This is a genomic window from Rhizobium binae (assembly GCF_017357225.1).
In the GTDB taxonomy this organism is placed as follows: domain Bacteria; phylum Pseudomonadota; class Alphaproteobacteria; order Rhizobiales; family Rhizobiaceae; genus Rhizobium; species Rhizobium binae.
The window spans coordinates 987,961-1,014,171 of sequence record NZ_CP071604.1 but is presented as its reverse complement, the minus strand read 5'-3'; the positions used below and the strand labels follow the sequence as shown (position 1 = coordinate 1,014,171).

The following is a 26,211-nucleotide window of genomic DNA, read 5'->3' as shown; positions in this document are numbered from 1 at the left end:
CCCTCTTCCTTTAACCTGTCTCCGAAAGCAGCGCTCTCAGAACTCCGTCCAGTCCTCCTGAACCGCAACCGCAGCACTTGCCTGTTTGCCGCCGAAGGCCTTGGTGACCTGGTTGGCAAGGGCGCGGGCCGGAGAGGCGACCGGGCGGGAGGTTGGCGTTGCGGCGGCAGTCTTCTGGGCCGGAGCGGCAAGCTGGGTGCCGAGCTTGAACTGGCGCAGCAGCTCGTCGAGCGCGCTTGCTTCCTGGGCAAGCGCATGGCTCGCCGCGGTCTGTTCCTCGACCATGGCCGCATTCTGCTGCGTTCCCTGATCCATGTTGTTGACGGCGGTGTTGATCTCCTGCAGCCCGATCGACTGCTCGCGCGTGGCGGTGACGATCGCGTTGACGTTGCGGTTGATCTCCTGCACCTCGGCAACGATCGCTTCGAGCGCCTTGCCGGTCTCGCCGACCAGCGATACGCCGGTCTGGACATGCGTGCCGGACGTGGTGATCAGATCCTTGATCTCCTTCGCCGCCTTGGCAGAACGCTGGGCGAGCTCGCGCACTTCCTGGGCGACGACGGCAAAGCCCTTGCCGGCCTCACCGGCGCGGGCAGCCTCGACGCCGGCGTTCAGCGCCAAAAGGTTGGTCTGGAAGGCGATGTCGTCGATGACGCCGATGATGTTGGAGATTTCGCCCGAGGACTTTTCGATCTGCTGCATGGCGGAGACGGCCCTGCGGACGACATCGCCGGACTTTTCGGCGCCAAGGCGGGTGCGCTCGACAAGATTGCCGACATCCTCGGCGCGCTTGGCGCTGTCGCGCACCGTCGTCGTCACTTCTTCGAGTGCTGCGGCGGTCTCTTCGACGGCGGCGGCCTGCTGCTCGGTGCGGTGGGCAAGATCGTCGGCGGCCGAGCGGATCTCGCCGGCGCCGGCATTAATCGCCGAAGCGTTGCGGCCGACCGACTGGAGTGCCGCCTGCAGCTTTTCGACGGCATTGTTGAAGTCGTTGCGCAGGCTGTCATATTGCGGCGCAAACGGCGTCTGGATGCGGGCGGCGACATCGCCGACGGCAAGGCCGGCAAGGCCGCCGGCCAAGGCGTCGACGGCATAACGCAGCTCGCCTTCCTCACGCGCCTTCTGCTCGTCGCTCGCCTGGCGCTGGCGCTCGGCTTCGCCGCGCATGCGGTCGGTCTCGCCGGAAAGGCGCAGCTTCTCGATCGCCGCCTGCTTGAAGACCAGGACGGACTGGGCCATGCGACCGATTTCGTCACCGCGCTCGACAGCCGGGACCTCGATATCGTTCTGACCGCCGGCGAGGCGATCCATGGCCGCAGTCATGCCGACGACCGGGCGGACGATGGTACGCGACATAAGCCAGGCAAGAAGGGCGGCGGCAAGCGATGCAATGATGCCGCCTGCCAGCAGCGTCGTCTTGAGATGGCTATTGGCATCGGCGCGAACCTTGGCGAGTGCATCCGATTTTTCGCGGGCGGTGGCCTTGATCTTGGCGGACGCCTGGCGGAAACCATCAAGCTGGCCCTTGGTGGCGTTGACGCCGATCTTGACGACCTCCTCGATCGGCATGTCGGTTTCCTTGCGCGCCTTGGTCTGCGGTTCGGCAAGCTCATGGAAATAGAGGTCGGCAGCCTTCTGCATGCCGTCGATCATCTCGAGCAGCTGCGGCTCGCCGGCCGCCGTCTGCCTGGCGGCGGCGATCGCCTTCAGCATGCGCTCACGATTGGCGAAGACATCGCCATAGGTGCTGTCGCTGCGGAAGAGGATGAAGCCGCGCAGGTTGACAGCCTGCTCGAGCATCGCCTGCAGCGCATCGTCGATCTGGTTGACGAGCAGCTCCGACTTTTCCTGTTCGGCCGATGCGGCCGCCGATGCTGTCGCCTTGGAATAGACGAAGGCCGAGACGGACATGAAGATGAGGATGAGGGCTGCGAACGTGGCCGCAAGCTTCCCGTTCAAGGATATGTTTTTAGCGGACATCGGTGAGTTTCTCCTGACGACAGTCGACGCGGCGAGAGAGAGGTCGCGCCGGAATGCGCAACCTTGAGCGATTTGAATCGGGAACATGATCGGCGGAGAGACGCCCTGCGCCGTCATGGCGCCAAGCAGTTCGGACGACCGCTGCGATCGAAACGAAACTATGCGGGCAGGCTTTAAATTTGTTTAAACCGTGCACCACAAGAACAGTCAGCTTAAGGATTATCGCGTTTCGCGCGCCCAAACTCTCTTGCAGGACAATCCGGCCTTCGGAACAAAATGCTTGCAACCGGCGGCTTTGCCGGTCATTCACAGCCGATGTCCGATCAAAACAGCCAACGCCTCGACCAGCTGCTCGTCTCCCGCGGCCTCTTTGCCAGCCGCTCGCGGGCGCGCGACGCCGTGCAGCGCGGCACCGTCCGGATCGGCGGCCAGATGGTGACGAAGGCCGGCGCGCTCTTCGGCGACGACGCCGATATCGAAATCGACGATCCGGCGCAGGATTACGTCTCGCGCGCCGCCCTGAAGCTCGCGGCCGCCCTCGAGCATTTCCGGCTTGATCCCGCCGGCCATCACTGTCTCGATATCGGCGCGTCCACCGGCGGCTTTACCGAGGTGCTGCTGCAGCACGGTGCGGCGCATGTCACGGCGATCGATGTCGGCCATGGGCAGATGCACCCGCGCATCTCAGGCGATCCGCGGGTGACGAACCGGGAAGGCCTCAACGCCCGCAACCTGACGGCCGACGATATCGGCCAACCCGCCAGCTTCATCGTCTCCGACGTCTCCTTCATCTCTCTGAAGCTGGCGCTGGCGCCGGCTCTTGATATTGCCGCGCCGGGTGCCATCGCCGTGCTGCTGGTCAAGCCGCAGTTCGAAGCGGGGCGCGAGGCGATCGGCAAGGGCGGATTGTTGAAGGACTCCGCCTCTGCGCCCGCCGTCGCTGCGGAACTGGAACGCTGGTTCACCGAGGACATGGGCTGGAACAGCCTCGGCCTCATCCCCTCTCCGATTGCCGGCGGCGACGGCAATCAGGAATTTCTTCTGGCAGGATTGAAACCGTGAGCACCGAAACCGTCACCATCGAGAAGCTCGGCGCCCAGGGCGACGGCATTGCCGGCAGCGCCGGCGGGCCGGTCTACGTGCCCTTTTCCCTTCCCGGGGAAACGGTGGCGATCGCCCGCGTCAAGAGCCAGGGCACGATCATGTCGATCGCGACGGCCTCGCCCGACCGGCAGGAGCCGGCCTGCCGGCATTTCGGCCCGGATGGCGTCAACGGCACCTGCGGCGGCTGCACGCTGCAGCATCTGGCGGATGCCCCCTACCGCGCCTTCAAGCGCCAGCTGGTCGTCGATGCGCTGAGATCCAAGGGGCTGACGGCGGAGGTCGGCGAGATCGTTCCGGCCCGGCCGGGCGAGCGCCGGCGCGTGGTGTTTGCGGCGCGCAAGACCGAGAAGGATATGCTGATCGGCTTCAACCAGGCCGAAAGCCATCATATCGTCGCGATCGAGGAATGTCCGATCTCGTCGGCCGGGATCATCGCCCGGCTGCCGGCGATCAAGGCGATCGCCGCCTCGCTCGCGACCAATGCCGAACCCTTCCGGGTGGCGGTGCTCGAAACGCTCTCCGGCCTCGATCTCGCAGTCGACGAGATCAGGAAACTCTCCGACCCGCAGCGGCGCAAGGCGATCGAGACCGTGCTGGCCTTGCGCGGCATCGCCCGCGTGACGCTGAACGGCGAAATCCTCGTCGAGCCGGCCAAGCCGATCGTCGAATTCGGCGGCGTCGAGGTTTCGCCGCCGGCGGGCGGCTTTGCCCAGGCGACCAAGCCGGCGGAAGAGGCGATGGGGGAGCTGGTGCTCGCTCATGTCGGCAAAGCCAAGCGGATTGCTGATCTCTTTGCCGGCGCCGGCACGTTTTCGCTGAGGCTGGCACGGATCGGCCGCGTCCATGCGGTCGAGGCCGAGGCAGCGGCGCTCGCGGCACTCGACCAGGCCGCCCGCAAGACACAGGGGCTGAAGCCGGTGAGCGTCGAGAAGCGCGATCTCTTCCGCCGTCCGCTGATGACGCAGGAGTTCAAGCCCTATGACGCCGTCGTCTTCGATCCGCCGCGCGCCGGCGCGGAGTTCCAGTGCAGGGAGATCGCCCGCTCAGGCGTGAAGAAGATCGCAGCCGTCAGCTGCAATCCGCTGACGCTGGCGCGCGACCTCGCAATCCTTGTCGAGGGCGGCTACCGCATCACCAGCGTGACGCCGATCGACCAGTTCCTCTGGACCTCGCATGTCGAGGTGGTGGCGACACTGGAGAAATAACCGGCCGATCCTTTGCCCGCGCCGACGAAAGAAAATGCCCACGGCGGCCGCGGGCATTTCGGATCAGAGCAATTGCGGGAAAACGTGAACCGCTCTCGTGTCGATGTTCGTCTCAGGCGGCGCGGCGGGCGGGCGATGCCACCTGAGCATTCAGGTTGAACTGCGCCAACAGCTGGGTCAGCTTTGCCGCTTCCTGTGCGAGACCATGGCTGGCGGCCGTCTGTTCCTCGACCATGGCCGCGTTCTGCTGCGTGCCCTGATCCATGGTGTTGACGGCGGTGTTGATCTCGGCGAGGCCCGTGGATTGCTCGCGGGTGGCGATCACGATCGCGTCGACATGGCGGCTGATTTCCTGCACCTGGGTGACGATCGCCTGCAGCGCCTTGCCGGTATCTCCGACCAGAGTGACGCCGGAGCGAACCTGAGCGTTCGAAGTGGTGATCAGGGCCTCGATCTCCTTGGCGGCCTGTGCCGAGCGCTGGGCCAACTCGCGCACCTCCTGGGCAACGACGGCGAAACCCTTGCCGGCCTCGCCGGCGCGCGCGGCTTCGACGCCGGCATTGAGCGCCAACAGGTTCGTCTGGAAAGCGATGTCGTCGATAACGCCGACGATGCTGGAGATCTGCTCCGAGGACTGCTCGATGCCATTCATGGCGTCGACGGCCTTGCGGACGATCTCGCCTGAATGTTCAGCGTCACTGCGTGTGCGGCCGACGAGGCTGCCGGCCTCTTCGGCCCGGTGAGCCGTATCCTTGACGGTTGTGGTGATTTGTTCGAGGGCAGCAGCCGTTTCCTCGACCGAGGCCGCCTGCTGCTCCGTGCGGCGGGCAAGACCATCGGCGGCCGTGCGGATTTCCGCCGCACCCGCGTCGATGGCATGGGCATTGCTGCCGACAGCCTGGAGGGCGGCGTTGAGCTTGGCGACCGAGATATTGTAGTCGTTGCGCAGCCGATCCAGATGAGAGGCAAAGGGCGTTTCGATGCGGTGGGCGAGATTGCCATCGGAGAGCGCTTCGAGCGCAGCGGCAAGTGCATCGACGGCGCTGCGGATCTCGGCTCCCTCGCGTGCTCTCTGCGCTTCGCGTTCCTGGCGTTCGCGCTCGGTCAGCGAACGGCCCTGTTCGGCTTCGCCTTCCAGGCGCTCGCGATCGACGGCATTCGCCCTGAACACGGCGACCGCCTCGGCCATCGAGCCGATCTGGTCGCGGCGCTCCTCGCCCGGGATCGCGGCGGAGAGATCGCCGGCGGCAAGTTTCTGCATGGCAGCGGTCATCTCGGTGATCGGGCGAATGACGAGGCCGTGCAGAAGCCACGCCATGGCGGCGATCATGATGCCGATGGCAAGGACCGTGGCGACGAGGGCGGCGATGCGGAATTCATTGAGCGCAGCAAAGGCGCTGTCGCTGTCGACCACAAAGCCGAGATACCAGTTCACACTCGGCAGGCCCTCGACCGGCACGAAGGAGACGAGCACCGGCTTGCCGGCATATTCGGTCTCGGTGAGACTGCCGCCGATTGCCGGGGTGGCGGTCGGAAAGGCGTCGGCCAAGGTCTTCGTGACCAGTTTCGCATCGGGATGGATCAGGATCTGGCCGTTGCCATTGACGAGGAAAGCCGCGCCCTGCCCGCCGAGATCGATTTCCTTGATCATCTTGACCATGGTTTCGAGCGAGAAATCGCTTGCGGCCACACCTGCGAGCTTGCCCTCGCGAGACACAGGAACGGCAGAGCTCATGATCAGATCGCCGCTCGATGCGTCGGAATAGGGCTCCGTCAGGACGGGCGCATTCGCCTTGACGGCATCCTGGTACCAGGGACGCTTGCGCGGGTCGTAGCCGTCCGGCAGCGCCAGATTGGGCCAAGAGGTGAAGACGCCCTGCTCGTCGCCGAAATAGGTGCTGGTGAACTGGCCGATGAGGACGTCGTTCTGCAGAATCTTGCGCACGCCATCCGCATCGGCGGCTTTGCCGACGGCATCGCCGACCATGGCGGTCAAGATGACGCGGCCGTTCATCCAGTTGGCGAGGCTGTGTGCGGCCTGTTTGCCCGAGGATTTGATATTGGCTTCGACCGAAGCCATGGTCACGCTACGCTCGACGTGGTCGATATAATATGAAAAGGCGGCGAAAGCGGCCAGAACCACGGCAGACGCGGCCACCAGAATCCGCGTCATCAGGTTGGTCTTCTTTGTCATGCCATGCACTCCTTGATGGGGTCGCGGCGCAGGGATCGGGTGCGCGGCGAAACGGGCAGCAGCCGTTGGATGTGTTCGCAGGAGGATGTACGGAGCACGTCATGCGCCCGGCGGTTAGAGCACGATGCCGAAGTACGGGCAGCTTTCGGACGATGCGATGCTCCAATTATTGGTCCAGAAGAGATCCAGTTTAGGCCGAGCCGACCTGAACAATCCCCCTCCAGGAATCCGTCCCGAGGGTGATAGCCAGCCTATACTTAAAAGGAGCTTAAATTTTTAGCCAAACCCACCGAATTTTAAGGGTCACTGGCGCATGAAGCTTCGAAGGCGGCGCGGTAGGATCGGAGATCGAGCCGATCGCAATCGATGCCGTGTCCGGCGCAAAGCTCGGAACGCGGCCAATGCGGATGAGTTTGCAGCGGGGAAGCGAACCGGGCGATCGATGGGACAGGATTCCGATATTAAGCCGACAGGCTTAAGGTCATCCTGTCCCAAAGCATGTCGCGCAAAACTGTGCAGCGTTTTTGCGCTAGCGACATGCGCAAAAACATAGACCTAAAGCGCGAGGAGCGAATATCAAAGATCGCGACGCGCTTCAGGCCAAGGAAACCGAACCTGAATGCGCAAGACCAAGAGACGCAATCCCTACTATGCGGGTCCGGTGTCCGATCACTTCGACGGCACCCTTTTCTTTAATCCCGAAGGAATCGAACCGCTCGGTTTCCGCGAGCTCTTGCGGTGGCAATTCGGCGGCGGCCGTGAGCGGTGGCCGCGGTCTGTCCCCAGTCCCTATCCGGCCGCCAAGCCGGAACCCCGTGTCGGAGGCGGGGATCTGCGGGTCACCATGGTTGGGCATGCAACCCTGCTGGTGCAGGTCGCCGGTCTCAATATTCTCACCGATCCGGTGTGGTCGGAGCGAGTCAGCCCCTTCACCTTTGCCGGACCCAGACGCGTCGTTCCACCGGGCATCGGGTTCGATGATTTGCCGCCGATCGATCTCGTGCTGGTCTCGCACAATCATTATGACCATCTCGATATCGCAACGCTGAAGCGGTTGCATGCGAAGCATCGGCCGCGGATCGTGACGCCGCTCGGCAATGACACGATCATCCGCCGCGCCGTGCCCGATCTACAGACGACGTCGATGGATTGGGGCGAGCGCATCTCGCACGCCGGAATAAGCATCGATGCGGAGCCGGCCCATCATTGGTCCGCGCGCGGAACCGCCGATCGCCGGATGGCGCTCTGGGCGTCGTTCGTGCTGTCGACGCCCGCCGGAAAAATTTATCACGTCGGCGATACGGGCTTTCACCACGGCATCAATTACAAGGCGGCGCAGCGCAAACATGGCGGTTTTCGCCTGGCCATCTTACCCTTCGGCGCCTATGAGCCGCGATGGTTCATGAAAGGGCAGCACCAGAATCCCGAGGAAGCGGTGATCGGGATGAAGCTGGCAAATGCGGCGTATGTCGCCGGGCATCACTTCGCCACGTTCCAACTGACGAATGAGGCGGTCGATGCGCCGACAAGAGCTTTGCAGGACGCCATGCGCGAGCACGCCATTGCCCCGGAACGGTTCCGGCCGCTCAGGGCCGGAGAGGTGTTCAATGTGCCAATGGTCTAATCGGTATCCGTTTGTTCCCGGGCCGCCGTTCAGCGGCGCATGAAGGCTTCGAAGGCCGCCCGGGCCTCGGCGCTTTTCAGGCGCGCGGCGAAATGGCGGGCCTCGACATCGATGCGGGCGATGACCTCTTCCCGGGAGCCGCAAATGAGATCGCGGGCGATCTTCAAGGCTTCCGGCGGCTTGGCGGCAAGTTTCGCAGCCGCGGCCAGCGCCGCATTCTCCACCTCGTCCGGCGCCGTCACCTTCCAGATGAGGCCGGCCTCGCGGGCTTCCTCGGCACTGAAGGCCTCGCCAGCGGCCAGCATGGCAAAGGCGCGCTGGTGGCCCATCACGCGCGGCGCGATCAGGCTGGAAGCCGCTTCCGGCACCAGCGCCAGATCGACGAAAGGCGTGCGGAACTGGCTGCGGTCGGAGGCGATCGTCAGATCGCAGTGCAGGTTGAGGGTGGTGCCGATGCCGATCGCCAAGCCGTCGACCCCTGATACCAGCGACTTTTCGGATCCGGCGAGCGCATAGAGGAAATCGATCAGCTCGTCTCCCATGCTGCCACCCATGGCAGTGGCAAGAAAATCGCCGATGTCATTGCCGGCCGAGAAGCTGCCTTCGGTGCCGAGAAAGACCGTGACTTTGATATTCGCGTCCGTATTGGCGGCGGCGAGCGCCTCGTTCATGGTGCGATACATCGCCCGTGTGAAGGCGTTCTTCTTTTCCGGCCGGTTGAAGCGGATCACCTGAACGCCGGGATGGGCGGAAGGCTGCTCGACGATGATGTGATCGGTCATTGGATCTCCTTGCAACTCATGGGGTCTCGTCAGGCAAGCAGGATGCGGGCGGCGGCAAGGCTTGCCGCGCCGTTGACCACCCGGTCGCGCAGGGCCGCGGTCTCGGCAAGCAGGTTTTCAGCGGCGAAGCGGCAGAGCGCGATGCGGCCCCCGCCCTTGCCGTCGCCGCCTTCGGCAAGAGCCCCCTTGGCGAGGTAACAGCCGGTGAGCACGAGCCCGAACAGGCGCTGATAGGGAGTGGCGCCGGCAAGCGCCTCGGCGGCCCTGCCATCGGCAAGTGCTGCCAGAAGCCAGGCTGTCGCCGCGTCGAGATCGGCGATCGCAACGGCGAGCCTCGCGGCAGTCTCGCCGAAACCATCGAGATTGGAGCGGCCGACGGCCTCGGCGATCGCCTTCAATTCGCCGATGAAGCCCATGACCTGATCACCGCCGGAGAGCGGCAGCTTGCGGGTGACGAGGTCGATCGCCTGGATGCCGTTGGTGCCCTCATAGATCGGCGCAATGCGGGCGTCGCGAAGATAACGGGCGGCACCCGTCTCCTCGATGAATCCCATGCCGCCATGCACCTGGATGCCGAGCGAGGCGACCTCGACGCCGGCATCCGTCGAAAACGATTTGGCGATCGGCGTCAGAAGCGCGGCGCGCTCCTGCCAGTGGCGGCTGGCCTCGCCGGCCCGACGCGACATGTCTATCGCATGGGCGCAGGCGTAGGAGATGGCGCGCGAACCTTGGGTCAGCGCCTTCATGGTCAGAAGCGTGCGGGCGATGTCAGGATGGTCGATGATCGGGCTCATGCCGGCGCCGGTCGACCCTGGCGCCCTGCCCTGCGTGCGCTCCTTGGCGTAGGCGAGCGCCTTCTGGGTGGCGGCCTCGGCGATCGCTACGCCCTGCATGCCGACGGCGAGACGCGCATTGTTCATCATCGTGAACATGCAGGCGAGCCCCTTGTTCTCCTCGCCGACCACCCAGCCGATCGCGCCTTTATCGCCGCCGAAACGGCCGTCGCCATAGATCATCGTGCAGGTCGGCGAGCCATGAATGCCGAGCTTGTGCTCCAGTGAATGGCAGAAGAGATCATTGCGGGGTCCGAGCGAACCGTCGTCATTCACTAGGAATTTCGGCACCAAAAAGAGCGAGATGCCGCGTGTGCCGGCCGGCGCGTCCGGCAGGCGGGCCAGCACCAGGTGAATGATATTGTCGGCCGCGTCGTGCTCGCCCCAGGTGATGAAGATCTTCTGGCCGAAGATGCGGTAGCTGCCGTCGGGCCGGCGTTCGGCGCGGGCCTTCAGGGCGCCGAGATCAGAGCCGGCATGCGGCTCGGTGAGGTTCATGGTGCCGGTCCATTCGCCGGATACCATCTTTTCCAGATATGTCTCCTTCAGCGCGGCGCTGCCATGGGTGTAGACGGCCTCGATGGCGCCCATCGTCAGCGTCGGGGCGAGCGCGAAGGCCATGGAGCCGGAATTCCACATTTCCAGCGCCGCGACATTCAGCATGTCAGGCAGGGCCTGGCCGCCGAAAGCCTCCGGCGCCGTCAGGCCGTTCCAGCCGCCGGCGATCCAGTTGCGATAGAGATCACGCCAGCCATCCGGCAGCCGGACCTCGCCATCGACGAGGCGGGCGCCCTGGCGGTCGCCGATCTCGGCGAGGGGCGCCACTTCCTCTGTGGCAAAACGTCCCGCCTCGGAGAGAATCGCCTCGACGAGATCTTCACCGAGATCGCCGAAAAGACCGCTGGACATCGCCTCGCCCATGCCGGCTACGTGCTTCAATGTGAACGCGATTTCCTCGACGGGCGCCTTGTACATGCTTCTCCTCCGGGGGACCGGCTTGCACCTCGCACAAAGTCCCTGCCAGGCAAGGGCTAGTTGATTTTTACGTAAACGTCAATTTCGATTCACCTGCCGCCGTGCCATATTTCGCACGCCGTGGCGGTTTGCTCTTGCACAGTTGCACAAATGGACGTCATGAAGAATCTCCAGGATGGACATCGCCTTCGCAGAGGATCGGCGAACAATGGATACATTGCCCGTCAACATACCCGGTTTCGTCTGGGCCTATCGCTTCTCACCTGAAGAAAAGAGGGCAGTGCGGCTGACCAACAGCGCGACCGTGGCGGATCTGACGGCGGAGAACTGTTTCTACTGGCTGCATCTCAACCTCGTCGACGCCCGCGTGCCGGCCCTGCTCGAGACGCTCAACGGGCTGACGGAGGACGCGAAATCGGCGCTGACGACGCATGACACGCATGCGGCCATCACCGTCGACGAGCAGATGCTCTACGGCACGCTGGTCGACTGTCAGCGCGATTTCGCTCAAGATACCAACAATCTCGGCTGGCTGCATTTTGCCATGTCCGACCGTTTCATCATCACGACCCGGCTGCAGCCGCTGCGCAGCGTCGAGCGAGCGCGGGCACTCATCGAGAAAAATCCGGGCAAATTCTCACGGCCGGTCGATCTCTTCGAACTGCTGGTGATCGAATTTCAGCGCACGCTGATCGCCATCGTTATCGAACTCACAGAAGAACTGAACCAGATCGAGGATATCGTCTACGACAACGCCCCGCGCGACGAGCGCCGCCGGCTGGCGCCGGTGCGGCGAACCGTGGTCAGGCTGCATCGGCATCTGCGCACGGTGCTGGCGCTGATGCGCCGGGCGGCGGCGGCGGACGAGGACGAGATGCCCTTCGGCTTCGACGACGTGGCGCGGCGGCTGACGAGCCGGCTGGAAACGGTCGACCACGATATCTACGCGCTGCAGGACCGAGCGCGCCTGCTGCACGAAGAAATCGATTCAAAGCAATCCTCCGAGACCAACCGCCACCTCTACCTGCTGTCGATCATGACGGCCTTCCTGCTACCACCGACGCTGGTGACCGGTTTCTTCGGCATGAATACGGCAAACCTGCCCTTCGCCGTCGGCGACTACGGCACCGAATACGCCGTCGCCCTGATCATCGCCTCGATCGCATTCGCCTGGTGGCTGCTGCGGCGGGTGAATATACTTTGAATGTGACAGGTGCGGTTGGCGTGCTGGGCAACTCCGTTGTTACTCTGTCGTGAGTTGCGAGGTTTGGCACAGGGCTCGCCCGACACTCCGTCATCCCAGGGCTTGACCCTGGATCCACGTACACCTCCTCCACCAGTACCGGGCATGGATCCTCGGCTCAAGGCCGAAGGATAACGGAGGGCGGGTTAGCGTTCTTGCCAAACTCGCCGCCGACGCAGCGGATGCCGCTCCGTTGCGCCTATCGCATCATGCGGGACGCGGCCGCTCTCAGCATTGCGACGCTTCGTCCATCTGATTATGGCCTCGGCGATGGCGGGCAATCTCAGACATCGGTGCCCGCGTGATCAGTTCATTCATGCCACACCTCGCCCGGAACGGTTCTTGCACGGTTACTAATATGTTCACCGTGTGGAGGTCTAATGTCATGAAGTGGCACACACCTGGAGAATTTTGCCCTCTGATGCTCGTCGTGAACGGGCCGGAAAAATACAAGCTCGTCGCGAGCCTCTGGGAGGCGGCCCAAATGCTGACCGCCTGCTGGCCCCTCGACGATGGGGAGGAATATCTTACAGCTATCATGGTGTGCCGCGATGCGATCCATGGGGATGTTCCGGCTGAGGACGCGCGGGAAGCGCTAATCCGTGCCGCCAAGGAAGCAGGCATTCCGGTGATCACCGTCGTTCATTGAGTTGTTGCGCCGTTCCTTCGTGCCACGGCCCTCCGCTTCGCTCCCCACGTTTGGCCCTTCCCCTCTTCCGTTTGCGGGAAAGGGGAAGGGTGACGGGCAGCATTCAGGACCTGTCAATAAGGCGAATAGCACTGCTGGCGCGGGCCGTTATAAGGCTGGAAGGTGTTGTCGTAGGCGCGGTAGGACCGGTAGCGGTTCGCGCACCAGGCGACGTGAGCCGAACCCATGCGCGGCGCGGGCGCGGCGTAGCGCGGAGCAGCAATGACCGCGCCGGCGCCGAAGGCGGCGAGCGGATACCAGTAGCCGTTATAGCGGCGATAGCCGGGGCGGTAGTAGGAATAGCCGCGATAGCCGCCATACCAGCCGGGGCGGTAGTAGGCGCCGGGGCGATAGCCGGGCCGGTAGTAGTCGCGGCGGTAAGGCCGATAATAATCGCGGTAGTATTGGACGTTCTCGACAGCCGAGGTTTTTTCAACCTGCGGCGCGGCCGGCATCTGTATTGCTTGCGACGGCACGAAGCCCGTCAGCACGACGGCGGCGGCCAATACCGCGGTCGCAATTTTGTTTCTCAGGCCGATCATTTCTCTCTCTCCATTCAGTAGCGATAACCGCTTGGTCTTGCAACGCTTTCGGGAGAAAATGGTTCCAAGAGCGGCCGGAACGGGCCGCTTTTGGATAAGCGGGGTCAACCGGCGCGCTCAGGCGACGGCTGAGATTTTCGCCGTTTCACCCTGCAGGCGGTTCACCATGAAGTTCGAATACCATTCGAGGAACTGCATGACGCCGCCCTCGTGCAGGGAAGAATAGGGGCCGGGCTCATAGGCGGGCGAGTGAATGCCGAAGGCATTCTCTTCGACGATACGGCGATCCTGATCGTTGGTCTCGGTCCAGACATGCGTCAGTTCCTCGAGATTGTAATCCACCCCTTCGACGGCGTCCTTGTGGACGAGCCACTTGGTCGTCACCGCCGTCTCATTGGCGCTGAGCGGCAGCACCCGGAAGGAGATCGCGTGGTCGCCGAGCAGGTGGTTCCAGGTCGTCGGATAGTGAAAGAGCAGCATGGTGCCGATATGGCTGATCGAGATATCGTCGGCGATGCGGCGCTTGACGGCGGGCTTGCCCGACATGGTGTAGCTTTCGGCATCCTCGATCAGCGGCATGCGGGCGGTGCGGAACTGACCATCCGGCGAAATCTGGAACTTGCTCGGCAGGCCGGCGGCCTCGCAGCGCGCCCAATGGCCGGCGATCTCAGGATCGTCGGCGCCGCCATCGGTGCCGGTGACGCTCGGCGCTTCCGGATAGGTGCGGCAGAGTTCGGGGTGATTGGCGGCGCAGTGATAGCACTCGCGATTGTTTTCCCAGACGAGCTTCCAGTTGCCCTTCTCGATGATCGTGCTCTGGAAGGCGACCTTGGTCTCGCCGATGCGATGCGGCGCCATGTAGGGCTCGATCTTGTCGCGCAGCGTCTGGAAATCCGGAGCGGTGTCGGCAAGGCAGATGAAGATGTAGCCGGCCACGCTTTCGCAATGGACGGGCTTCAGGTTGAAGCCGGTCTTGTCGAAATCATCGCCCATGTGGCGGGCGAAGGCGAGCTTGCCGTCGAGATCATAGGTCCACTGATGGTAAGGGCAGACGAGGCGCACGGAGGAGCCGTGGTCCTTGGTGCAGACGCGCGAGCCGCGATGGCGACAGCTGTTGTGGAAGGCACGGATGACATTGTCGCGGCCGCGGACGATGACGATCGGATAGCTGCCGATCTGGACGGTGAAATAGGCGCCCGGCTTCGGCAGCTCGCAATCATGGCCCATGAACAGCCAGTCGCGATAGTAGATCATCTCCATGTCGAGCTGGAAATAATCCTCGTCGATATAGAACGGCTGCTCGAGGCTGAAGCCCTCACGGCGGCTCTTGAGCTGACGTAAAACGTTGCTGCGAATATCCATCTTCATGTCCTCGTGCCCGTGGTTGCCGCCCTCAAGCAGAGGGCTGGCGGAAGCGCGCCCGCTTCCTTCTCCTTCGGGAGAATTGTTCATGGCGTCATTTAATCACCGAGCCCGCCTGCTGCTTGGTTGTAATGCGACATCGGCTTCGAAATTGACGACAGGATGCGGCAAGGCTGTGGCGGCCCGCCCCGATCGATCGCATCGCCGACTCTTCAGGCGATTATCGTCAATTGCGACATGGCGTAAAGCCCCGTTTCGTAAAGAGGTCGGCCGCCGGATGCCGGTCACCGTCGCATTTGCGACATCCATTCGAGTCCGCCGCCAGCGGTGGCGCGGCGAGAACCACGTTAACACCGCCTTAAGCATAGGACCCTATTCTTGAGAGGAAACAGACCGACCGAAGAATGCGAACCATGGCCAGACTCCGCTATTTCGATGCGAAGGACACCGGCAGAATACCGGAGCGGCAGCCGATTGCCGCCCATTCCGAATTTCTGCGCACCGGCCGCATCCCGCGCGAACGGCGGCACTGGCTGGCGGAGGAAAGGCGCTACCTCACCCATGACGAGGTCGCCGCAAAGACCGGCCGCAAGCTGCAGGCGGCCGGCGAGAAGACGCATCAGCATATCAACGGTTTTCACCACTCGATCCAGTTTCCGAAGATGATCTTCCACCGGACGCTGGAGGACAGCCCGCATCTCGGCTACTGCCACGTTACCGCCGCGCGCACGAAGTTCGCGCACTATGAAGACGTCAGCTGGGCCTTCTATATCGCCAACTTCTACTCCGACATCGGCGACAACGACAATTTCTTCCAGCGGATCGACGTCGGCTATTCCCGCATGTATTTCGCCGTCGCGATGAAGCCGGGCGAGGATTCCTCGGAAAAGATGACCATCGACCGCTCGGTGCGCGGCAACGGGCTGCTCTTTCGCACCCACGATCCGCAAGCGGCGATCCGCAACATCCTGCTGCTCGGCGCCCGCAACGAACAGCTGCGCGAAATCATCCGGCAGCTATAACAGCGATTGATCGGCGGCGACGGAAAGCCTAATGACTGCCGGGATCAACTCCGGGCAGTACATGGCACGCATCATCGACATAGAGGCAGACAGGCAGGCGGCGCTCGAAGCGGCCTCGACCGCTCTTGCCGACGGCTTTGCCATCGCCATGCCGACTGAGACGGTCTACGGCCTTGCCGCCGACGCCACCAATCCGGCCGCAATCACCCGCATCTACGAGACGAAGGGCCGGCCGCGTTTCAATCCGCTGATCTGTCATATGGCCGACCTTGCCATGGCCGAACAGCATGCCGCGTTCGATCCGCTGTCGCGGGCGCTCGCCGAAGCCTTCTGGCCCGGCCCGCTGACGCTCGTGCTGCCGCTGAGGCCGGAGAGCCCGATCCATTCGCTGGCGACCGCCGGTCTCGACAGCGTCGGCGTGCGCGTGCCGAAGGGTTTCGCCGGCGCCCTGATCGGCGCCTTCGGGCGGCCGCTCGCCGCCCCGAGCGCCAATACCTCGGGCGCCATCAGCGCGACGAGTGCGGCCCATGTCGAGGCTGATCTCGGCGCGAAGATCCCGTTGATCCTCGATGCGGGCCCGAGCGCCGTCGGCGTCGAATCGACGATCATCAAGGTGGAAGGCGATCGGGTGAGGCTGCTTCGGCCGGGCGGCCTGGCGGCGCGCGAAATCGAGCGTATCGCCGGCCGGCCGCTGCTGCGCGCCAAAAAGGCATCGGCGGCGATCGAGGCGCCGGGCATGCTGGCCTCGCATTATGCGCCGGGCGCCAGCGTGCGTCTCAATGCGAGCGCGGTGGAACCCGGCGAGGCGCTGATCGCCTTCGGCGGCGCAGCGGTCGAAGGCGCGCGCGACGCACGCATCGTGCTCGACCTCAGCCCGCGCGGCGACCTTGCGGAAGCGGCGGCCAATCTTTTCGACTACATGAAGCGGGCCGATGCCAGCGGGGTTTCGAGCATCGCCTTTTCCCCCATTCCAGACGACGGCCTGGGCGAAGCGATCAACGACCGCCTGCAAAGGGCTGCCGCCCCGCGCGACTGACAGAGCTGACAAAAGCGACAGAGGATCGACCCGATGAGCAACCCCGGCATTTCCACCGATCTTCTCGACCGCTTCGCCGCAATCGTCGGCGACAAATATGCGCTGCGCGGCGAAGCCGATCTGGCGCCGCATCTCATCGAAAACCGCGGGCTCTACCACGGCTCCTCCCCTCTCCTGCTGAAGCCCGGCTCGGTCGAGGAGGTCGCTGATATCATGAAGCTCGCCACCGAGACCGGAACCGCAATCGTGCCGCAGACCGGCAATACCGGCCTCGTCGGCGGCCAGACGCCGCGCGCCGGCCAGGCCGACATCATCCTGTCGCTCGAACGCATGACAAGAATCCGCGACGTCGATCCGGTGGCCAACGTGCTGGTTGCCGACGGCGGTGCCATCCTGGCCGATGTGCAGAAAGCGGCCGAGGCGCATGGACGGCTCTTTCCGCTCTCGCTCGGCTCGGAGGGCTCCTGCCGCATCGGCGGCAATCTCTCCACCAATGCCGGCGGCACGGCCGTGCTCGCCTATGGCAACATGCGCCAGCTCTGCCTCGGCCTCGAAGTGGTGCTGCCGACCGGCGAGATCTGGGACGGCCTGCGCCGGCTGAAGAAGGACAATACCGGCTACGACCTGCGCGATCTCTTCATCGGCGCCGAAGGCACGCTCGGCATCATCACCGGCGCGGTGCTGAAGCTGTTTCCCCAGCCGCTCGGCCATCAGGTGGCGTTTGCCGGCCTCAATTCGGTCGAGGATGCGCTTGCGCTTTTCAATCTTGCCGCCAGCCTCTGCGGCACCTCGCTCACCGGTTTCGAACTGATGCCGCGCTTCGGCGTCGAGATCACCACGCGCCATATCGACGGCGTGCGCGATCCGCTGGAAGCGGCCTATCCCTGGTACGTGCTGATCGATATTTCGACGTCGGATTCGGCCGAGACGGCGGAGCGGATGATGAACGGCGTGCTCGAACAAGGTTTTGAGGCCGGGCTGGTGCTCGATGCGGCGATCGCCTCATCCGTGGCACAGCAGAAAGCCATCTGGCACATGCGCGAGAGCATGTCGGATGCCCAGAAGCCGGAAGGCGGATCGATCAAGCACGACGTGTCCGTGCCGGTGTCGAAGATCCCGCATTTCATCGCCGAGGCCGAAGAGGCCGTTATGGCAGCGATGCCCGGAGCCCGCATCTGCGCCTTCGGCCATATGGGCGACGGCAATATCCATTACAATATTTCCCAGCCGGTCGGCGCCGACAAGGCCGCCTTCATCGCCCGCTGGCGCGAAATGAACCACATCGTCCACGGGCTGGTGCTCGCCCATGGCGGTTCGATTTCGGCCGAACACGGCATCGGCCAGCTGAAGCGCGACGAACTGGCGGCGATCCGCCCGGCGATCGAAATCGAGCTGATGCGCCGCATCAAGCGGGCCTTCGACCCGGCCGGTATCATGAATCCCGGAAAGGTCGTCAGTCTCGACGTGTGAAGTCGGCGATTGGAGGGATTGGCCCTCGTCCGCCTGCAGGCACGGACCGGGCAGAGCGCCCTGATTTGCTCTTCCGTCGACCTCACACTCCGTCACGCTCGGCCTTGAGCCGAGCATCCACACCGCATCCACCCGTAGCGGCGACATGGATCCCAGGCTCAAGGCTGCTCAAGGCCTGGGATGACGGAGTATGGAGTTAGCTTTCTAGCCAAACGAAGCGGGTGCGCCGGTTCACCACCGGGGGCGAGACGAGTGGTTCCCCCGGTAAGTCAAAGTGAGGGTCGCCATCCGCGCCAAACTCTGCGCACTCCTGCCGGAACTGACATAAGCCTACTGCGTGCCGCCGCCGGTCAGGATCTGCAGCGCCGGCGACTGCTGGGTGCTGTTCTGGACGTCGTACATGGCGGTGAAACGGCGCAGCAGCTTGTCGACCTTCTTCGGATCCTGAAGATCTTCGAGCTTGACGAAGCGGTTGATCAAATCGGCCTGCTTGGCGACGTCCATGCCCGATATCTGCGCCGGCAGGCTGTAGGCCGTGGTGATGACCTGATAGAGCGCCTTGTCGCCGAGGATCGAATAGATCGAGGTGATGCTCGGGGCCTTGCGGCTGAAATAGAGCGCCAGGCGCACACCGTCGTTGCTTTCGCCCTGCTGGGTTTCCAACGTCTGCTTGATGAAGAGGTCCTGGGTATGCGCCTCGGCCGCCTTGTTCTGGATGGCGCCCATCTTGGCTCGGGTCAGGTTGCCGTCCTTGTCGAAGTTGAAGGCAGCGACGATATCCTTGAAGCGCGTATCGGCCTTGGTGTTCAGGTAGCTCTTCTTATCGTCGGGATCGGAGGTGAAGATCTTCTTCAGCGTCGCCTTGTCGTAATTCTTCGGGTCGAGGTTGTTCGCCTTCAGCACCAGATCGGTCAGGCGGCTGTCGTCAAGGAAATCGTCGAGCGACTGAACCTTCGCCATGCCCTTGGCGAAATAATCCACCTCGGTCGTCGCGTCCTTCGATGCCTTGTCCTTCACCGGGCCGGCCTTCAGCAGCATGGTGACATGCGCCTTGTAATCGGTGGCGTATTTGGCCAGGGTCGCGTCGGGCAGCGCCTGCAGAGGTGCTGCCGCCTTGCCGTCGGCGCCGAAATTGAAGGCGCGGGCCAGGTTGGTGATGCGCTCGTCCTTTAACGAGGCGATATAGCCGTTCGGGTCGTAGGCATCGCTCGTCAGGATCTTGCGCATCATCGAGCGCGGCACTTCCTGGTCCGTCAGGCCGAAGGCCTGCAGCGCCACGTGATAGGGATCGGGCAGCTTGTCGTTGCTCTTCTTGAAATCGGCCGAAGCATTGGTGCGCAGGAAATCGTTGACGGACTTGACCTCGGCAGTATCGAGCAGGCTGGTGCTGTCGGCCATCATGCTCGAGTAATTATCGACGACCTCGGCGATCGCCTCGTCGCGCTCGTCGTCATAGCGCGCCATATAGTTGTCGTTGGTGGTCTGCGCCTGGTCGGCCGTCTGGACCGAGCTGACGGCGGGCAGCGACCCGTCGGCGGCGAAGTTGAAATCCGCGTTGAGATCGGCATGGCCGGCGGCTGCGGCAGCCGTCGCATCGGTCAGGATGCTCCTCAGCTCGGCGTCCGAGATGTCGAACGGCAGATCGTAGGTGCTTTTCAGGAAATTGGTGATGGCGGGATCGGCGATGAGCTCGTCGACATTGGCGATCGTCGCCATGCGGGAAGAATAGTCGTCGGTGCGCGCTCCGGCGGCAATTTTCGTGTTGGTGATCTGGCTGGACGTCTGCGCAGCCAAGCCATCCTCGAGCGATCCATCGGCCTTGAAATTGAAGGCGGCGGCGACATTCGCATAGGTGCCGGTGCCGCTCTGATCGGTCAGGATGTTGCGAAGATCGACGTCGGTGACGGTAGCAGGGATGCCGTAGGCATTACGCACGAAGTTGTTGAGCTTCTGGTCCGCCAGCAACTGGTCGACGTTCGAGATCCCGGCGATCGTCGACTGGTAATAGACGGCCGCGCTGTCGGCCTTGCTTGACGTGTTGGCGCTCTGTGCGGCGGTCTGCGTGGCATAAAGCGTTGCGACCGAGCCGTCGGTCTTGAAATTGAAGAGATCATGAACGTCGCTATAGCCCTGGGCGCTGGCTGCCGCCGGATCGACGAGGAAGGTCCGCAGCGTCGCATCGGAGACGCTGTCGGCGATCTGCATGCTGGTTCTGAGATAGCTGACCGCAACCGGATCCGACATGAGGTCGTCGACATTGGTGACGCTGTCGATCATGGCGTTGAAGTGGGCGGCGTTCGCCGCCGACTTGTCGGTCGTCGATTTGCGCTGCGTGTCGGTCTGGATCACCGAACCGTTGATCGAGCCATCCGCCTGGAAGTTGAAATCGGCATTGATATCGGCATGGCCCTGCGCGGCGGCATAGGCCGGGTCGGTCAGGATATTCTTCAGATCGGCGTTACTGAAATTCGTGCCGAGCCCATAGGCATCCTTGATGTATCGCGCCATGATGCCGTCGGCGAGCAGGTCGTCGACATTGGTGATGCCGCTCGACTGCGACGTCACCTTATAATAATTGGCCGTGCTCGACGCCGCCGACGACAGCGCGTTCGCCTGGTCGATCGTCCGGACGCGCGCGGTGTTCGAGGTCGAACCATCCGACCTGAAGTTGAAGGCGTTGTAGACATTGGTAAAGCCCATCAGCTGGGCATAGCCGGGGTCGGTCAGCACCGTGCGCAGCGCTGCCGACGTGAAGTCGGCGCCCATGCTGTAGGCCGTCTTGATATAGGAGGTCAGCCGGCTGTCGGCGACCAGATCGTCGACATTGGTGATCGTGCCGATCTTGGCGGTGTAATAGGCCTGGTTGTATTCGGCCGCCGTCTTGCTGACATAAACGACATCGGAACCGACGGAATTGTCGATGATCACGGACTGGTTGCTTAGCGTATAGGTCTCGATGACCGAGGCTTTCTGGGTCGCGGTCTGGGCGCTGCCGGTGACGCTACCGTCGGCATTGAAGCTGAACTGGGCGGCCAGCGCCTTGTACTTGTCGCCCCCTTGCGTGTTGACGAAGCTCGTGGGGTCGCTCAGATCGCTGGTCAGCACCTGGCGCAGGAAATCCTTCGACGCATAGGTCGGATCGATGTCGAAGGTTTTCAGCACATAGGTCCGCAGCCTTGTGTTGTTGACCAGATCGTCGACGGTCTGCACGCTGTCGATATGATCGCTGTAATAGGCGCTTTCGGCGGTCGATGCCTTGTCGGCATCGACGAAGGACTGCTTGTAGAGGCCGATCAAATCGTCCTCCTGCGCGTCGGTCTGCACGTCCTTCTCGGGCGCGTTGAAATTGAAGGCGGCGGCGAATTCGCGGTAGCGCGTATCGGAGAGCTTGTTGGCGTAGCTGTTGGGATCGGTGAGATCGCTTTCCAGCACCTTCTTCATGAACGCCTTGGCATAGGTCATGTCCTCAAGACCATAGGCCTTCATCGCATAGCTGTAGAGCTTGTAATCGCCGAGGAAATCGTCGACGTTTTCGACCTTGTTGATATGGTCGGCGTAGTACTGCGCATCCTTCTTGACCGTCGCCTGCGACGCAACCCTGTTGAGGCTCGACGTCATATCCTTCGACAGGATCGAATAAGCGAGGGAAGCCGTAATCATCAAAAGCGCCCTTTTGGCAAAATCTCTAAAAGAACGACGAACTGCCGGTAAGCCCATTTTGCCATGCAAAACTTACCCGAGACTTACCTCTGAGTTGCGTCATTTCAGGTCAGCACACCGTTCACCTTCCGGAAACCCTGCCGGATTCGGTTTTGATAACCATCAGGGGAGGCAAAGTTTTCTTAACTGCAATTTTTAAGCTGTACGGAAGGGCGCCCGCCTATTGTCAGCCATAGAGGACGAAAAGTCCCGAGGAGAAGACCGCAAACCGGCTCTCAGGTAAGACAAGGGTAGAATGAAATGAACAATCCCGTTTTGAAGCCCGCTTGGGCTGGCACAACGCTGCGTCTCGATCCGTCCCGCTTCCCGCAGCAGGTCAGCTACGCCATCCATGATTGTTCGGATGACGTCAGCATCACCTTGGACGAACGCGGCGCAGTGCTGCGCAAAGTCCTTCCCTCCAGCGGCCTGCCGCTCTCGATTGCCCTGCCGAAGCGCGTCTTCAAGGGTGTCGCCGCCCGCGCCATCGACCATGGCGACGGCGAGGTGACCGTCACGCTCGAACTCCATCACTCCGACCCGGAGCTCTGCATTCCCCTGCTGGTCGCCCATGATCTCAGCGATATCGCCGCCGACTGGCGCAGCTGGTCCGAGGCCTTCCGCATTCCGATGCTGATGGTCGAGGCCGACGGCGTCGCGCGGCCGCTCGAGGATCATATCGGCGCCCTGCGCACCGGCGATCTGAAGCCGCGCCGCCGCCATTCCTACTTCGCCAATCGCCGTCCGCGCTTCCTGGTGCGCCGCACCACCGGTCAGCTCGGCGTCGCCATGAAGATCGAAGGCAAGGAAATCATCGCCCGCAACTGAGCGAAATCGCGACACCTGGCTTTCGCAAGCATTTGAAACCCGGCGCCCGCGCCGGGTTTTGTCGTTTCACTCGTCGTTCCATTCAGGGAATGGCGAAGAGCAGCGAGAGGAAGAGGCCGAAGAAGATGATCAGGCCGACACGGTTGTTCGACTTGAAGAGCGCCAGGCATTGGGCGGCATCCTCGATATCGAGCCGGACGACCTGCCAGGCAAACATGCCGGCCGCGCCGAGCAGCGCCAGGAAAGCGATGAGATTGGCGCCAGCAAGCGCGAAGGCCACAAACATCAGCACCAGCGTCAGCCCGTAAAGGCCGATCAGCCATGCCCTCGTCCTGTCGCCGAACAGGCGGGCGGTGGAGCGGACGCCGATCAGCTCGTCGTCCTCCTTGTCCTGATGGGCATAGATCGTATCATAACCGATCGTCCAGGCGACGGAGGCGGCATAAAGCAGGATGGCGGCAAAGGAGAGGCCGCCGAGAATGCCGGCCCAGCCCATCAATGCGCCCCAGGAAAAGGCAAGGCCGAGATAGAATTGCGGCCAGTCGGTGAAACGTTTTGCGTAGGGATACAGCGCGACGATGCCGAGCGAAAGCAGACCCAGGAAGACCGTGAACCAGTTGAACTGCAAGAGCACGAAAAGGCCGACCAGCGCCTGCAGGCCGATGAAGACTTTCGCGTGGGCGCGTGTGACACGGCCGGAGGGAAGCGGGCGCGAACGGGTGCGCGCCACCTGCATGTCGATCTCGTGATCGACGAGATCGTTGTAGGTGCAGCCGGCGCCGCGCATGGCGACGGCGCCGATGAAATAGAGGAAAAGATGGGAGACCAGCAGGCTGCCGGAATAGACCCCCTCGCCGATCGCCGCATTGGCGGCAAGGGTCGCCGACCAGAAACATGGCCACATCAGCAACTGCCAGCCGATGGGACGATCCCAGCGGGCAAGCTGCGCATAGGGCCAGAGCCATGGCGGCAGGATCCGGTAGACCCAGTTGTCGGAAGGCGCGTCGGAGACGCGGTCGTTAAAATGGTCGGTATCTTGCATGCCGCTCATCTAGCGACGGCCCGGCGATCCGGTCAAGAAGCGATCGCCGCGGCGCTTTGGTTCTTTGTCTATGCATGCGTGGTCCCGGGGCCGCCCGCGGGCGACGACGTGGGCTCACTGCAGCGAAAAATTGAACCTGTAGGTCGCCGAGACGCCGATCACGACCTGGTTTTTCGAGCCGCGGTCCCGCACCAGGCTGCTGTCGGCGGCAGGACCGGCCAGCCGCTTATATTCGAGGAAGGAGCTTGCCGAGAGGTTTTCGGTCGCTTTCCATGTCAGCGCCGCGCCGGCGCCATAGGACTGGATGTCCGATGACGGTTTGTAAGGATCAAGGCCGCTTGCTGCGGCGTGCTCGGCGCTGACGCCGTAACCACGGCGAGCAAAGGGTGCCAATGAAAGCCGTTCCGTAAGGCCCCCCTCAAATGCGGCCTCGCCGTCGATCATATTGGAAGTGCCCTTAAACGGGCGGGTTCGATTGGGCAGTGTCGGCACACCCTGCTTCCTCTTTTCCCCAGCGGCAAGACGGTGGCCCGAAGGGTCGATAAGTGGGCGGCAGCACGGTGCCAACGAGGATTGATCTTCTCCAAACACCGTCACTGCAATTCTGCAAAATCACCCGCCCCCTCACCATCCCTACCGCTGGTTCCACCCACGAATGACCGGTTCGGCCAGGTCGTGTTCGTAGCCGAGGATGCTGATGCTTGTGGTATCGAGGGAAAAAAGCGCGCCGCCCTGGGGCGGCAGGCCGAGCCAGCGGGCGGCAAGCACGCGCAGGAAATGCGAACTGGAGAAAATCAGGATCGGAGCGGCGGCCTGGCGAAGCGCCTCGACGACGGCGTCGGCGCGGGCACCGACATCGGCGGCCGTTTCGCCATTCGGGCAGCCGTCGCGAAAGAGCTGCCAGCCGGGGCGCTCCGCCAGGATATCCTTGGTGGTGATGCCCTCATAGGCACCGTAGTCCCATTCGGCGAGATCGTCGCGGATCAGCGCGCCCGAGCCGAAGCCGGCAAGGTCGCAGGTCTTGCGGGCGCGCGCGGAGGGGCTCGACCAGACGGCGGCGAAGGACAGGCCCGCCAGCCGCTCGGCAAGCTTGCGGGCAGCGGCCTCGCCCACCGCCGTCAGCGGAATGTCGCTGCGGCCGGTGTGGCGCCCGGACCGGCTCCATTCTGTCTCGCCGTGGCGGACGAGGTAGATCTCGGGAAACGCGCTCATCGGCATGCCCTTTCATCACGGCCGGCACCACCGGCAACCGCTGCCGGCGCCGAAGCACGCACCATGTTCTAGAACGTTACCTTTTCCAGCGGCGGGCGTCGCGCCTCGAATTCCTTCAGCCTGGCTTCGTTCTCGGCGATGTAGTTGCGATTGTCGGGAACGGCGAACTGGTTCTTGGCAATCTGGATCTGCAGAATGAAGAGCTCGTCCCAGCGGAAGCCCATTTCCGAGCCGGCGAGATAAAATTCCCACATACGGAAGAACTGCTCGTCGTAAAGCGCCACGGCTTCGGCCTTGCGCGCCACGAAACGCTCGCGCCAATGGCGCAGCGTATAGGCGTAATGCAGCGGCAGGATTTCGATATCCTTGACCAGCAGCCCGGCCTTTTCGAGCGGCGGCACGACTTCGCCGACCGACGGGATGTAGCCGCCGGGGAAAATATACTTCTCGATGAAGGCATTGGTGCCGAAGCTCGGCTTGGGACGGCCGATCGAATGCAGCACCATGACGCCGTTGTCGTCGAGCAGGTCCGATACCTTGCGGAAGAAATTGCCGTAGTTGCCGATCCCGACATGCTCGAACATGCCGACCGAGACGATGCGGTCGAACTTCCTGCCCGTCATGGTGCGGTAGTCCTGCAGTTCGAACCGGACGCGCTCGGCAAGGCCGCGTTTTTCGGCGCGGGTGCGCGAGACCTTCAGCTGTTCTTCGCTGAGCGTGATGCCGGTGAAATCGGCGCCCTCGGTCGCCTCCGCCAGGTACATGCCCATGCCGCCCCAGCCGGAACCGATCTCCAGGATGCGCTGGTTGGGCTCAAGCAGAAGCTTGGCGGCGATATGGCGTTTCTTGGCAAGCTGCGCCTCGTCGAGACCGATGCCCGGCGGGTTGAAATAGGCGCAGGAATATTGCCAGTCCTCATCGAGGAAAAGATCGAAGAGCTTGGCCGACAGGTCGTAATGGTGGGCGACATTGTGCTTGTTGCGATTGACCGGCAGGCGGCTCTTCAGCTGCTGCAAGGCAATGCGGCCGAGGAGCAGTGCCGCCATCTTGAAATCGAAGATTTCGTTGGTGGTGTTCTGCTTCACCAGCGACAGGAAATCATAGATGTTGCCCTGTTCGAGAATGAACCGGCCCTGCATGTACATTTCGCCGAGCTTCATCGTCGGGTCGCGCCGGATCGCGTCCTCGGCCTCCTGATCGGCAAGCCGGGCGACCACCATGTCGCCGGTGCCGTCGCCGATCATATGAGTCTCGCCATTGGCAAGGGTAAGTTTCAACGAACCCTTGCGGATGATTTGCTGGACGATCGATAAGAAAGCCGACGCCATGAACGCCTCGCAAATGTGACAGGATGGTCACATCAACTTAGG

General features: G+C 63.0%; 19 protein-coding genes and 1 pseudogene. 9 read left to right on the top strand and 11 right to left on the bottom strand.

The genetic code is table 11. From position 1 onward, the window contains the following. Positions 1-36: 36 nt before the first annotated feature. On the bottom strand, positions 37-1,980 hold the full coding sequence (locus J2J99_RS04820) for a methyl-accepting chemotaxis protein (RefSeq protein ID WP_168300717.1): 1,944 nt from the start codon (positions 1,978-1,980) through the stop codon (positions 37-39). Between the two features lie 276 nt (positions 1,981-2,256). On the opposite strand from J2J99_RS04820, the gene J2J99_RS04815 reads away from it, so the two are divergent. Together J2J99_RS04815 and J2J99_RS04810 are read left to right on the top strand one after the other, a co-directional pair. Then, positions 2,257-3,042: a TlyA family RNA methyltransferase gene (locus tag J2J99_RS04815; RefSeq protein WP_246735419.1), complete on the top strand. Its 786-nt coding sequence runs from the start codon at positions 2,257-2,259 to the stop codon at positions 3,040-3,042. Then, positions 3,039-4,289 (top strand): class I SAM-dependent RNA methyltransferase, encoded by a 1,251-nt coding sequence (locus J2J99_RS04810; protein ID WP_168300716.1) that lies wholly within the window; start codon positions 3,039-3,041, stop codon positions 4,287-4,289. Before J2J99_RS04815 ends, J2J99_RS04810 begins: the two co-directional genes overlap by 4 nt. 112 nt (positions 4,290-4,401) lie before the next feature. Here J2J99_RS04810 and mcpU read toward each other — a convergent pair whose 3' ends face one another. Then, positions 4,402-6,483 (bottom strand): methyl-accepting chemotaxis protein McpU, encoded by a 2,082-nt coding sequence (gene mcpU / locus J2J99_RS04805; protein ID WP_168300715.1) that lies wholly within the window; start codon positions 6,481-6,483, stop codon positions 4,402-4,404. Positions 6,484-7,102: 619 nt separating this feature from the next. Between mcpU and J2J99_RS04800 the strand changes: the two genes are divergently transcribed. Continuing rightward, a complete protein-coding gene (locus tag J2J99_RS04800; RefSeq protein WP_168300714.1) occupies positions 7,103-8,107 on the top strand; it encodes an MBL fold metallo-hydrolase in 1,005 nt (334 codons plus the stop codon). A 29-nt stretch (positions 8,108-8,136) separates the two neighbouring features. Here J2J99_RS04800 and J2J99_RS04795 read toward each other — a convergent pair whose 3' ends face one another. Next, positions 8,137-8,889: a crotonase/enoyl-CoA hydratase family protein gene (locus J2J99_RS04795; protein WP_168300713.1), complete on the bottom strand. Its 753-nt coding sequence runs from the start codon at positions 8,887-8,889 to the stop codon at positions 8,137-8,139. A gap of 29 nt (positions 8,890-8,918) precedes the next feature. Next, positions 8,919-10,697 (bottom strand): acyl-CoA dehydrogenase family protein, encoded by a 1,779-nt coding sequence (locus J2J99_RS04790; RefSeq protein ID WP_168300712.1) that lies wholly within the window; start codon positions 10,695-10,697, stop codon positions 8,919-8,921. 208 nt (positions 10,698-10,905) lie between these two features. On the opposite strand from J2J99_RS04790, the gene J2J99_RS04785 reads away from it, so the two are divergent. Both J2J99_RS04785 and J2J99_RS04780 read left to right on the top strand, forming a co-directional pair. Continuing rightward, positions 10,906-11,901, top strand: a complete 996-nt coding sequence (locus J2J99_RS04785; protein WP_168300711.1) for a transporter — start codon at positions 10,906-10,908, stop codon at positions 11,899-11,901. A 424-nt stretch (positions 11,902-12,325) separates the two neighbouring features. Beyond that, a complete protein-coding gene (locus J2J99_RS04780) occupies positions 12,326-12,589 on the top strand; it encodes a DUF982 domain-containing protein (protein WP_168300710.1) in 264 nt (87 codons plus the stop codon). 113 nt (positions 12,590-12,702) lie between these two features. On the opposite strand, the gene J2J99_RS04775 is transcribed toward J2J99_RS04780, so the two are convergent. Together J2J99_RS04775 and J2J99_RS04770 are read right to left on the bottom strand one after the other, a co-directional pair. Further along, positions 12,703-13,170, bottom strand: coding sequence for a BA14K family protein (locus tag J2J99_RS04775; protein WP_168300709.1), 468 nt, complete (start codon positions 13,168-13,170; stop codon positions 12,703-12,705). Between the two features lie 117 nt (positions 13,171-13,287). After that, complete coding sequence (locus tag J2J99_RS04770) at positions 13,288-14,532, bottom strand: aromatic ring-hydroxylating oxygenase subunit alpha (protein ID WP_168300708.1); 1,245 nt, start codon at positions 14,530-14,532, stop codon at positions 13,288-13,290. 413 nt (positions 14,533-14,945) lie between these two features. On the opposite strand from J2J99_RS04770, the gene J2J99_RS04765 reads away from it, so the two are divergent. The 3 genes from J2J99_RS04765 to J2J99_RS04755 all read left to right on the top strand — a co-directional run bounded on the left by J2J99_RS04765 (position 14,946) and on the right by J2J99_RS04755 (position 18,060). Next, positions 14,946-15,554, top strand: a complete 609-nt coding sequence (locus J2J99_RS04765; RefSeq protein WP_168300707.1) for a DUF6656 family protein — start codon at positions 14,946-14,948, stop codon at positions 15,552-15,554. A gap of 61 nt (positions 15,555-15,615) precedes the next feature. Further along, on the top strand, positions 15,616-16,590 hold the full coding sequence (locus tag J2J99_RS04760; protein ID WP_168300751.1) for an L-threonylcarbamoyladenylate synthase: 975 nt from the start codon (positions 15,616-15,618) through the stop codon (positions 16,588-16,590). A 33-nt stretch (positions 16,591-16,623) separates the two neighbouring features. Further along, positions 16,624-18,060 (top strand): FAD-binding oxidoreductase, encoded by a 1,437-nt coding sequence (locus tag J2J99_RS04755; RefSeq protein WP_168300706.1) that lies wholly within the window; start codon positions 16,624-16,626, stop codon positions 18,058-18,060. A 330-nt stretch (positions 18,061-18,390) separates the two neighbouring features. Here the strand turns inward: J2J99_RS04755 and J2J99_RS04750 are convergent, their stop codons facing one another. Continuing rightward, positions 18,391-21,720 (bottom strand): DUF1217 domain-containing protein, encoded by a 3,330-nt coding sequence (locus tag J2J99_RS04750; protein ID WP_168300705.1) that lies wholly within the window; start codon positions 21,718-21,720, stop codon positions 18,391-18,393. A gap of 300 nt (positions 21,721-22,020) precedes the next feature. Here J2J99_RS04750 and J2J99_RS04745 point away from each other — a divergent pair, with 300 nt between their 5' ends. Continuing rightward, positions 22,021-22,587 carry a DUF6101 family protein gene (locus tag J2J99_RS04745; protein WP_168300704.1) on the top strand — a complete coding sequence of 189 codons (567 nt, stop codon included), beginning with the start codon at positions 22,021-22,023 and terminating at the stop codon, positions 22,585-22,587. 82 nt (positions 22,588-22,669) lie between these two features. Here J2J99_RS04745 and ubiA read toward each other — a convergent pair whose 3' ends face one another. From ubiA to J2J99_RS04725, 4 genes and pseudogenes are all read right to left on the bottom strand, one after another. Next, positions 22,670-23,629 carry a 4-hydroxybenzoate octaprenyltransferase gene (gene ubiA / locus J2J99_RS04740; protein WP_168300703.1) on the bottom strand — a complete coding sequence of 320 codons (960 nt, stop codon included), beginning with the start codon at positions 23,627-23,629 and terminating at the stop codon, positions 22,670-22,672. A gap of 114 nt (positions 23,630-23,743) precedes the next feature. Further along, positions 23,744-23,998, bottom strand: a pseudogene (locus J2J99_RS04735) (MipA/OmpV family protein); the annotation flags it as partial. Between the two features lie 264 nt (positions 23,999-24,262). Beyond that, complete coding sequence (locus tag J2J99_RS04730; protein ID WP_168300702.1) at positions 24,263-24,841, bottom strand: histidine phosphatase family protein; 579 nt, start codon at positions 24,839-24,841, stop codon at positions 24,263-24,265. A 68-nt stretch (positions 24,842-24,909) separates the two neighbouring features. Further along, positions 24,910-26,169, bottom strand: coding sequence for a cyclopropane fatty acid synthase (locus J2J99_RS04725; RefSeq protein WP_168300701.1), 1,260 nt, complete (start codon positions 26,167-26,169; stop codon positions 24,910-24,912). Positions 26,170-26,211 lie beyond the last annotated feature (42 nt).

Coding starts and splice junctions, on each gene's coding strand:
- J2J99_RS04820 (WP_168300717.1), bottom strand. CDS start 1,980: ATGTCCGCTAAAAACATATCCTTGAACGGGAAGCTTGCGGCCACGTTC.
- J2J99_RS04815 (WP_246735419.1), top strand. CDS start 2,257: ATGCTTGCAACCGGCGGCTTTGCCGGTCATTCACAGCCGATGTCCGAT.
- mcpU (WP_168300715.1), bottom strand. CDS start 6,483: ATGACAAAGAAGACCAACCTGATGACGCGGATTCTGGTGGCCGCGTCT.
- J2J99_RS04800 (WP_168300714.1), top strand. CDS start 7,103: ATGCGCAAGACCAAGAGACGCAATCCCTACTATGCGGGTCCGGTGTCC.
- J2J99_RS04795 (WP_168300713.1), bottom strand. CDS start 8,889: ATGACCGATCACATCATCGTCGAGCAGCCTTCCGCCCATCCCGGCGTT.
- J2J99_RS04790 (WP_168300712.1), bottom strand. CDS start 10,697: ATGTACAAGGCGCCCGTCGAGGAAATCGCGTTCACATTGAAGCACGTA.
- J2J99_RS04785 (WP_168300711.1), top strand. CDS start 10,906: ATGGATACATTGCCCGTCAACATACCCGGTTTCGTCTGGGCCTATCGC.
- J2J99_RS04780 (WP_168300710.1), top strand. CDS start 12,326: ATGAAGTGGCACACACCTGGAGAATTTTGCCCTCTGATGCTCGTCGTG.
- J2J99_RS04775 (WP_168300709.1), bottom strand. CDS start 13,170: ATGATCGGCCTGAGAAACAAAATTGCGACCGCGGTATTGGCCGCCGCC.
- J2J99_RS04770 (WP_168300708.1), bottom strand. CDS start 14,532: ATGGATATTCGCAGCAACGTTTTACGTCAGCTCAAGAGCCGCCGTGAG.
- J2J99_RS04765 (WP_168300707.1), top strand. CDS start 14,946: ATGGCCAGACTCCGCTATTTCGATGCGAAGGACACCGGCAGAATACCG.
- J2J99_RS04760 (WP_168300751.1), top strand. CDS start 15,616: ATGGCACGCATCATCGACATAGAGGCAGACAGGCAGGCGGCGCTCGAA.
- J2J99_RS04755 (WP_168300706.1), top strand. CDS start 16,624: ATGAGCAACCCCGGCATTTCCACCGATCTTCTCGACCGCTTCGCCGCA.
- J2J99_RS04750 (WP_168300705.1), bottom strand. CDS start 21,720: ATGATTACGGCTTCCCTCGCTTATTCGATCCTGTCGAAGGATATGACG.
- J2J99_RS04745 (WP_168300704.1), top strand. CDS start 22,021: ATGAACAATCCCGTTTTGAAGCCCGCTTGGGCTGGCACAACGCTGCGT.
- ubiA (WP_168300703.1), bottom strand. CDS start 23,629: ATGCAAGATACCGACCATTTTAACGACCGCGTCTCCGACGCGCCTTCC.
- J2J99_RS04730 (WP_168300702.1), bottom strand. CDS start 24,841: ATGAGCGCGTTTCCCGAGATCTACCTCGTCCGCCACGGCGAGACAGAA.
- J2J99_RS04725 (WP_168300701.1), bottom strand. CDS start 26,169: ATGGCGTCGGCTTTCTTATCGATCGTCCAGCAAATCATCCGCAAGGGT.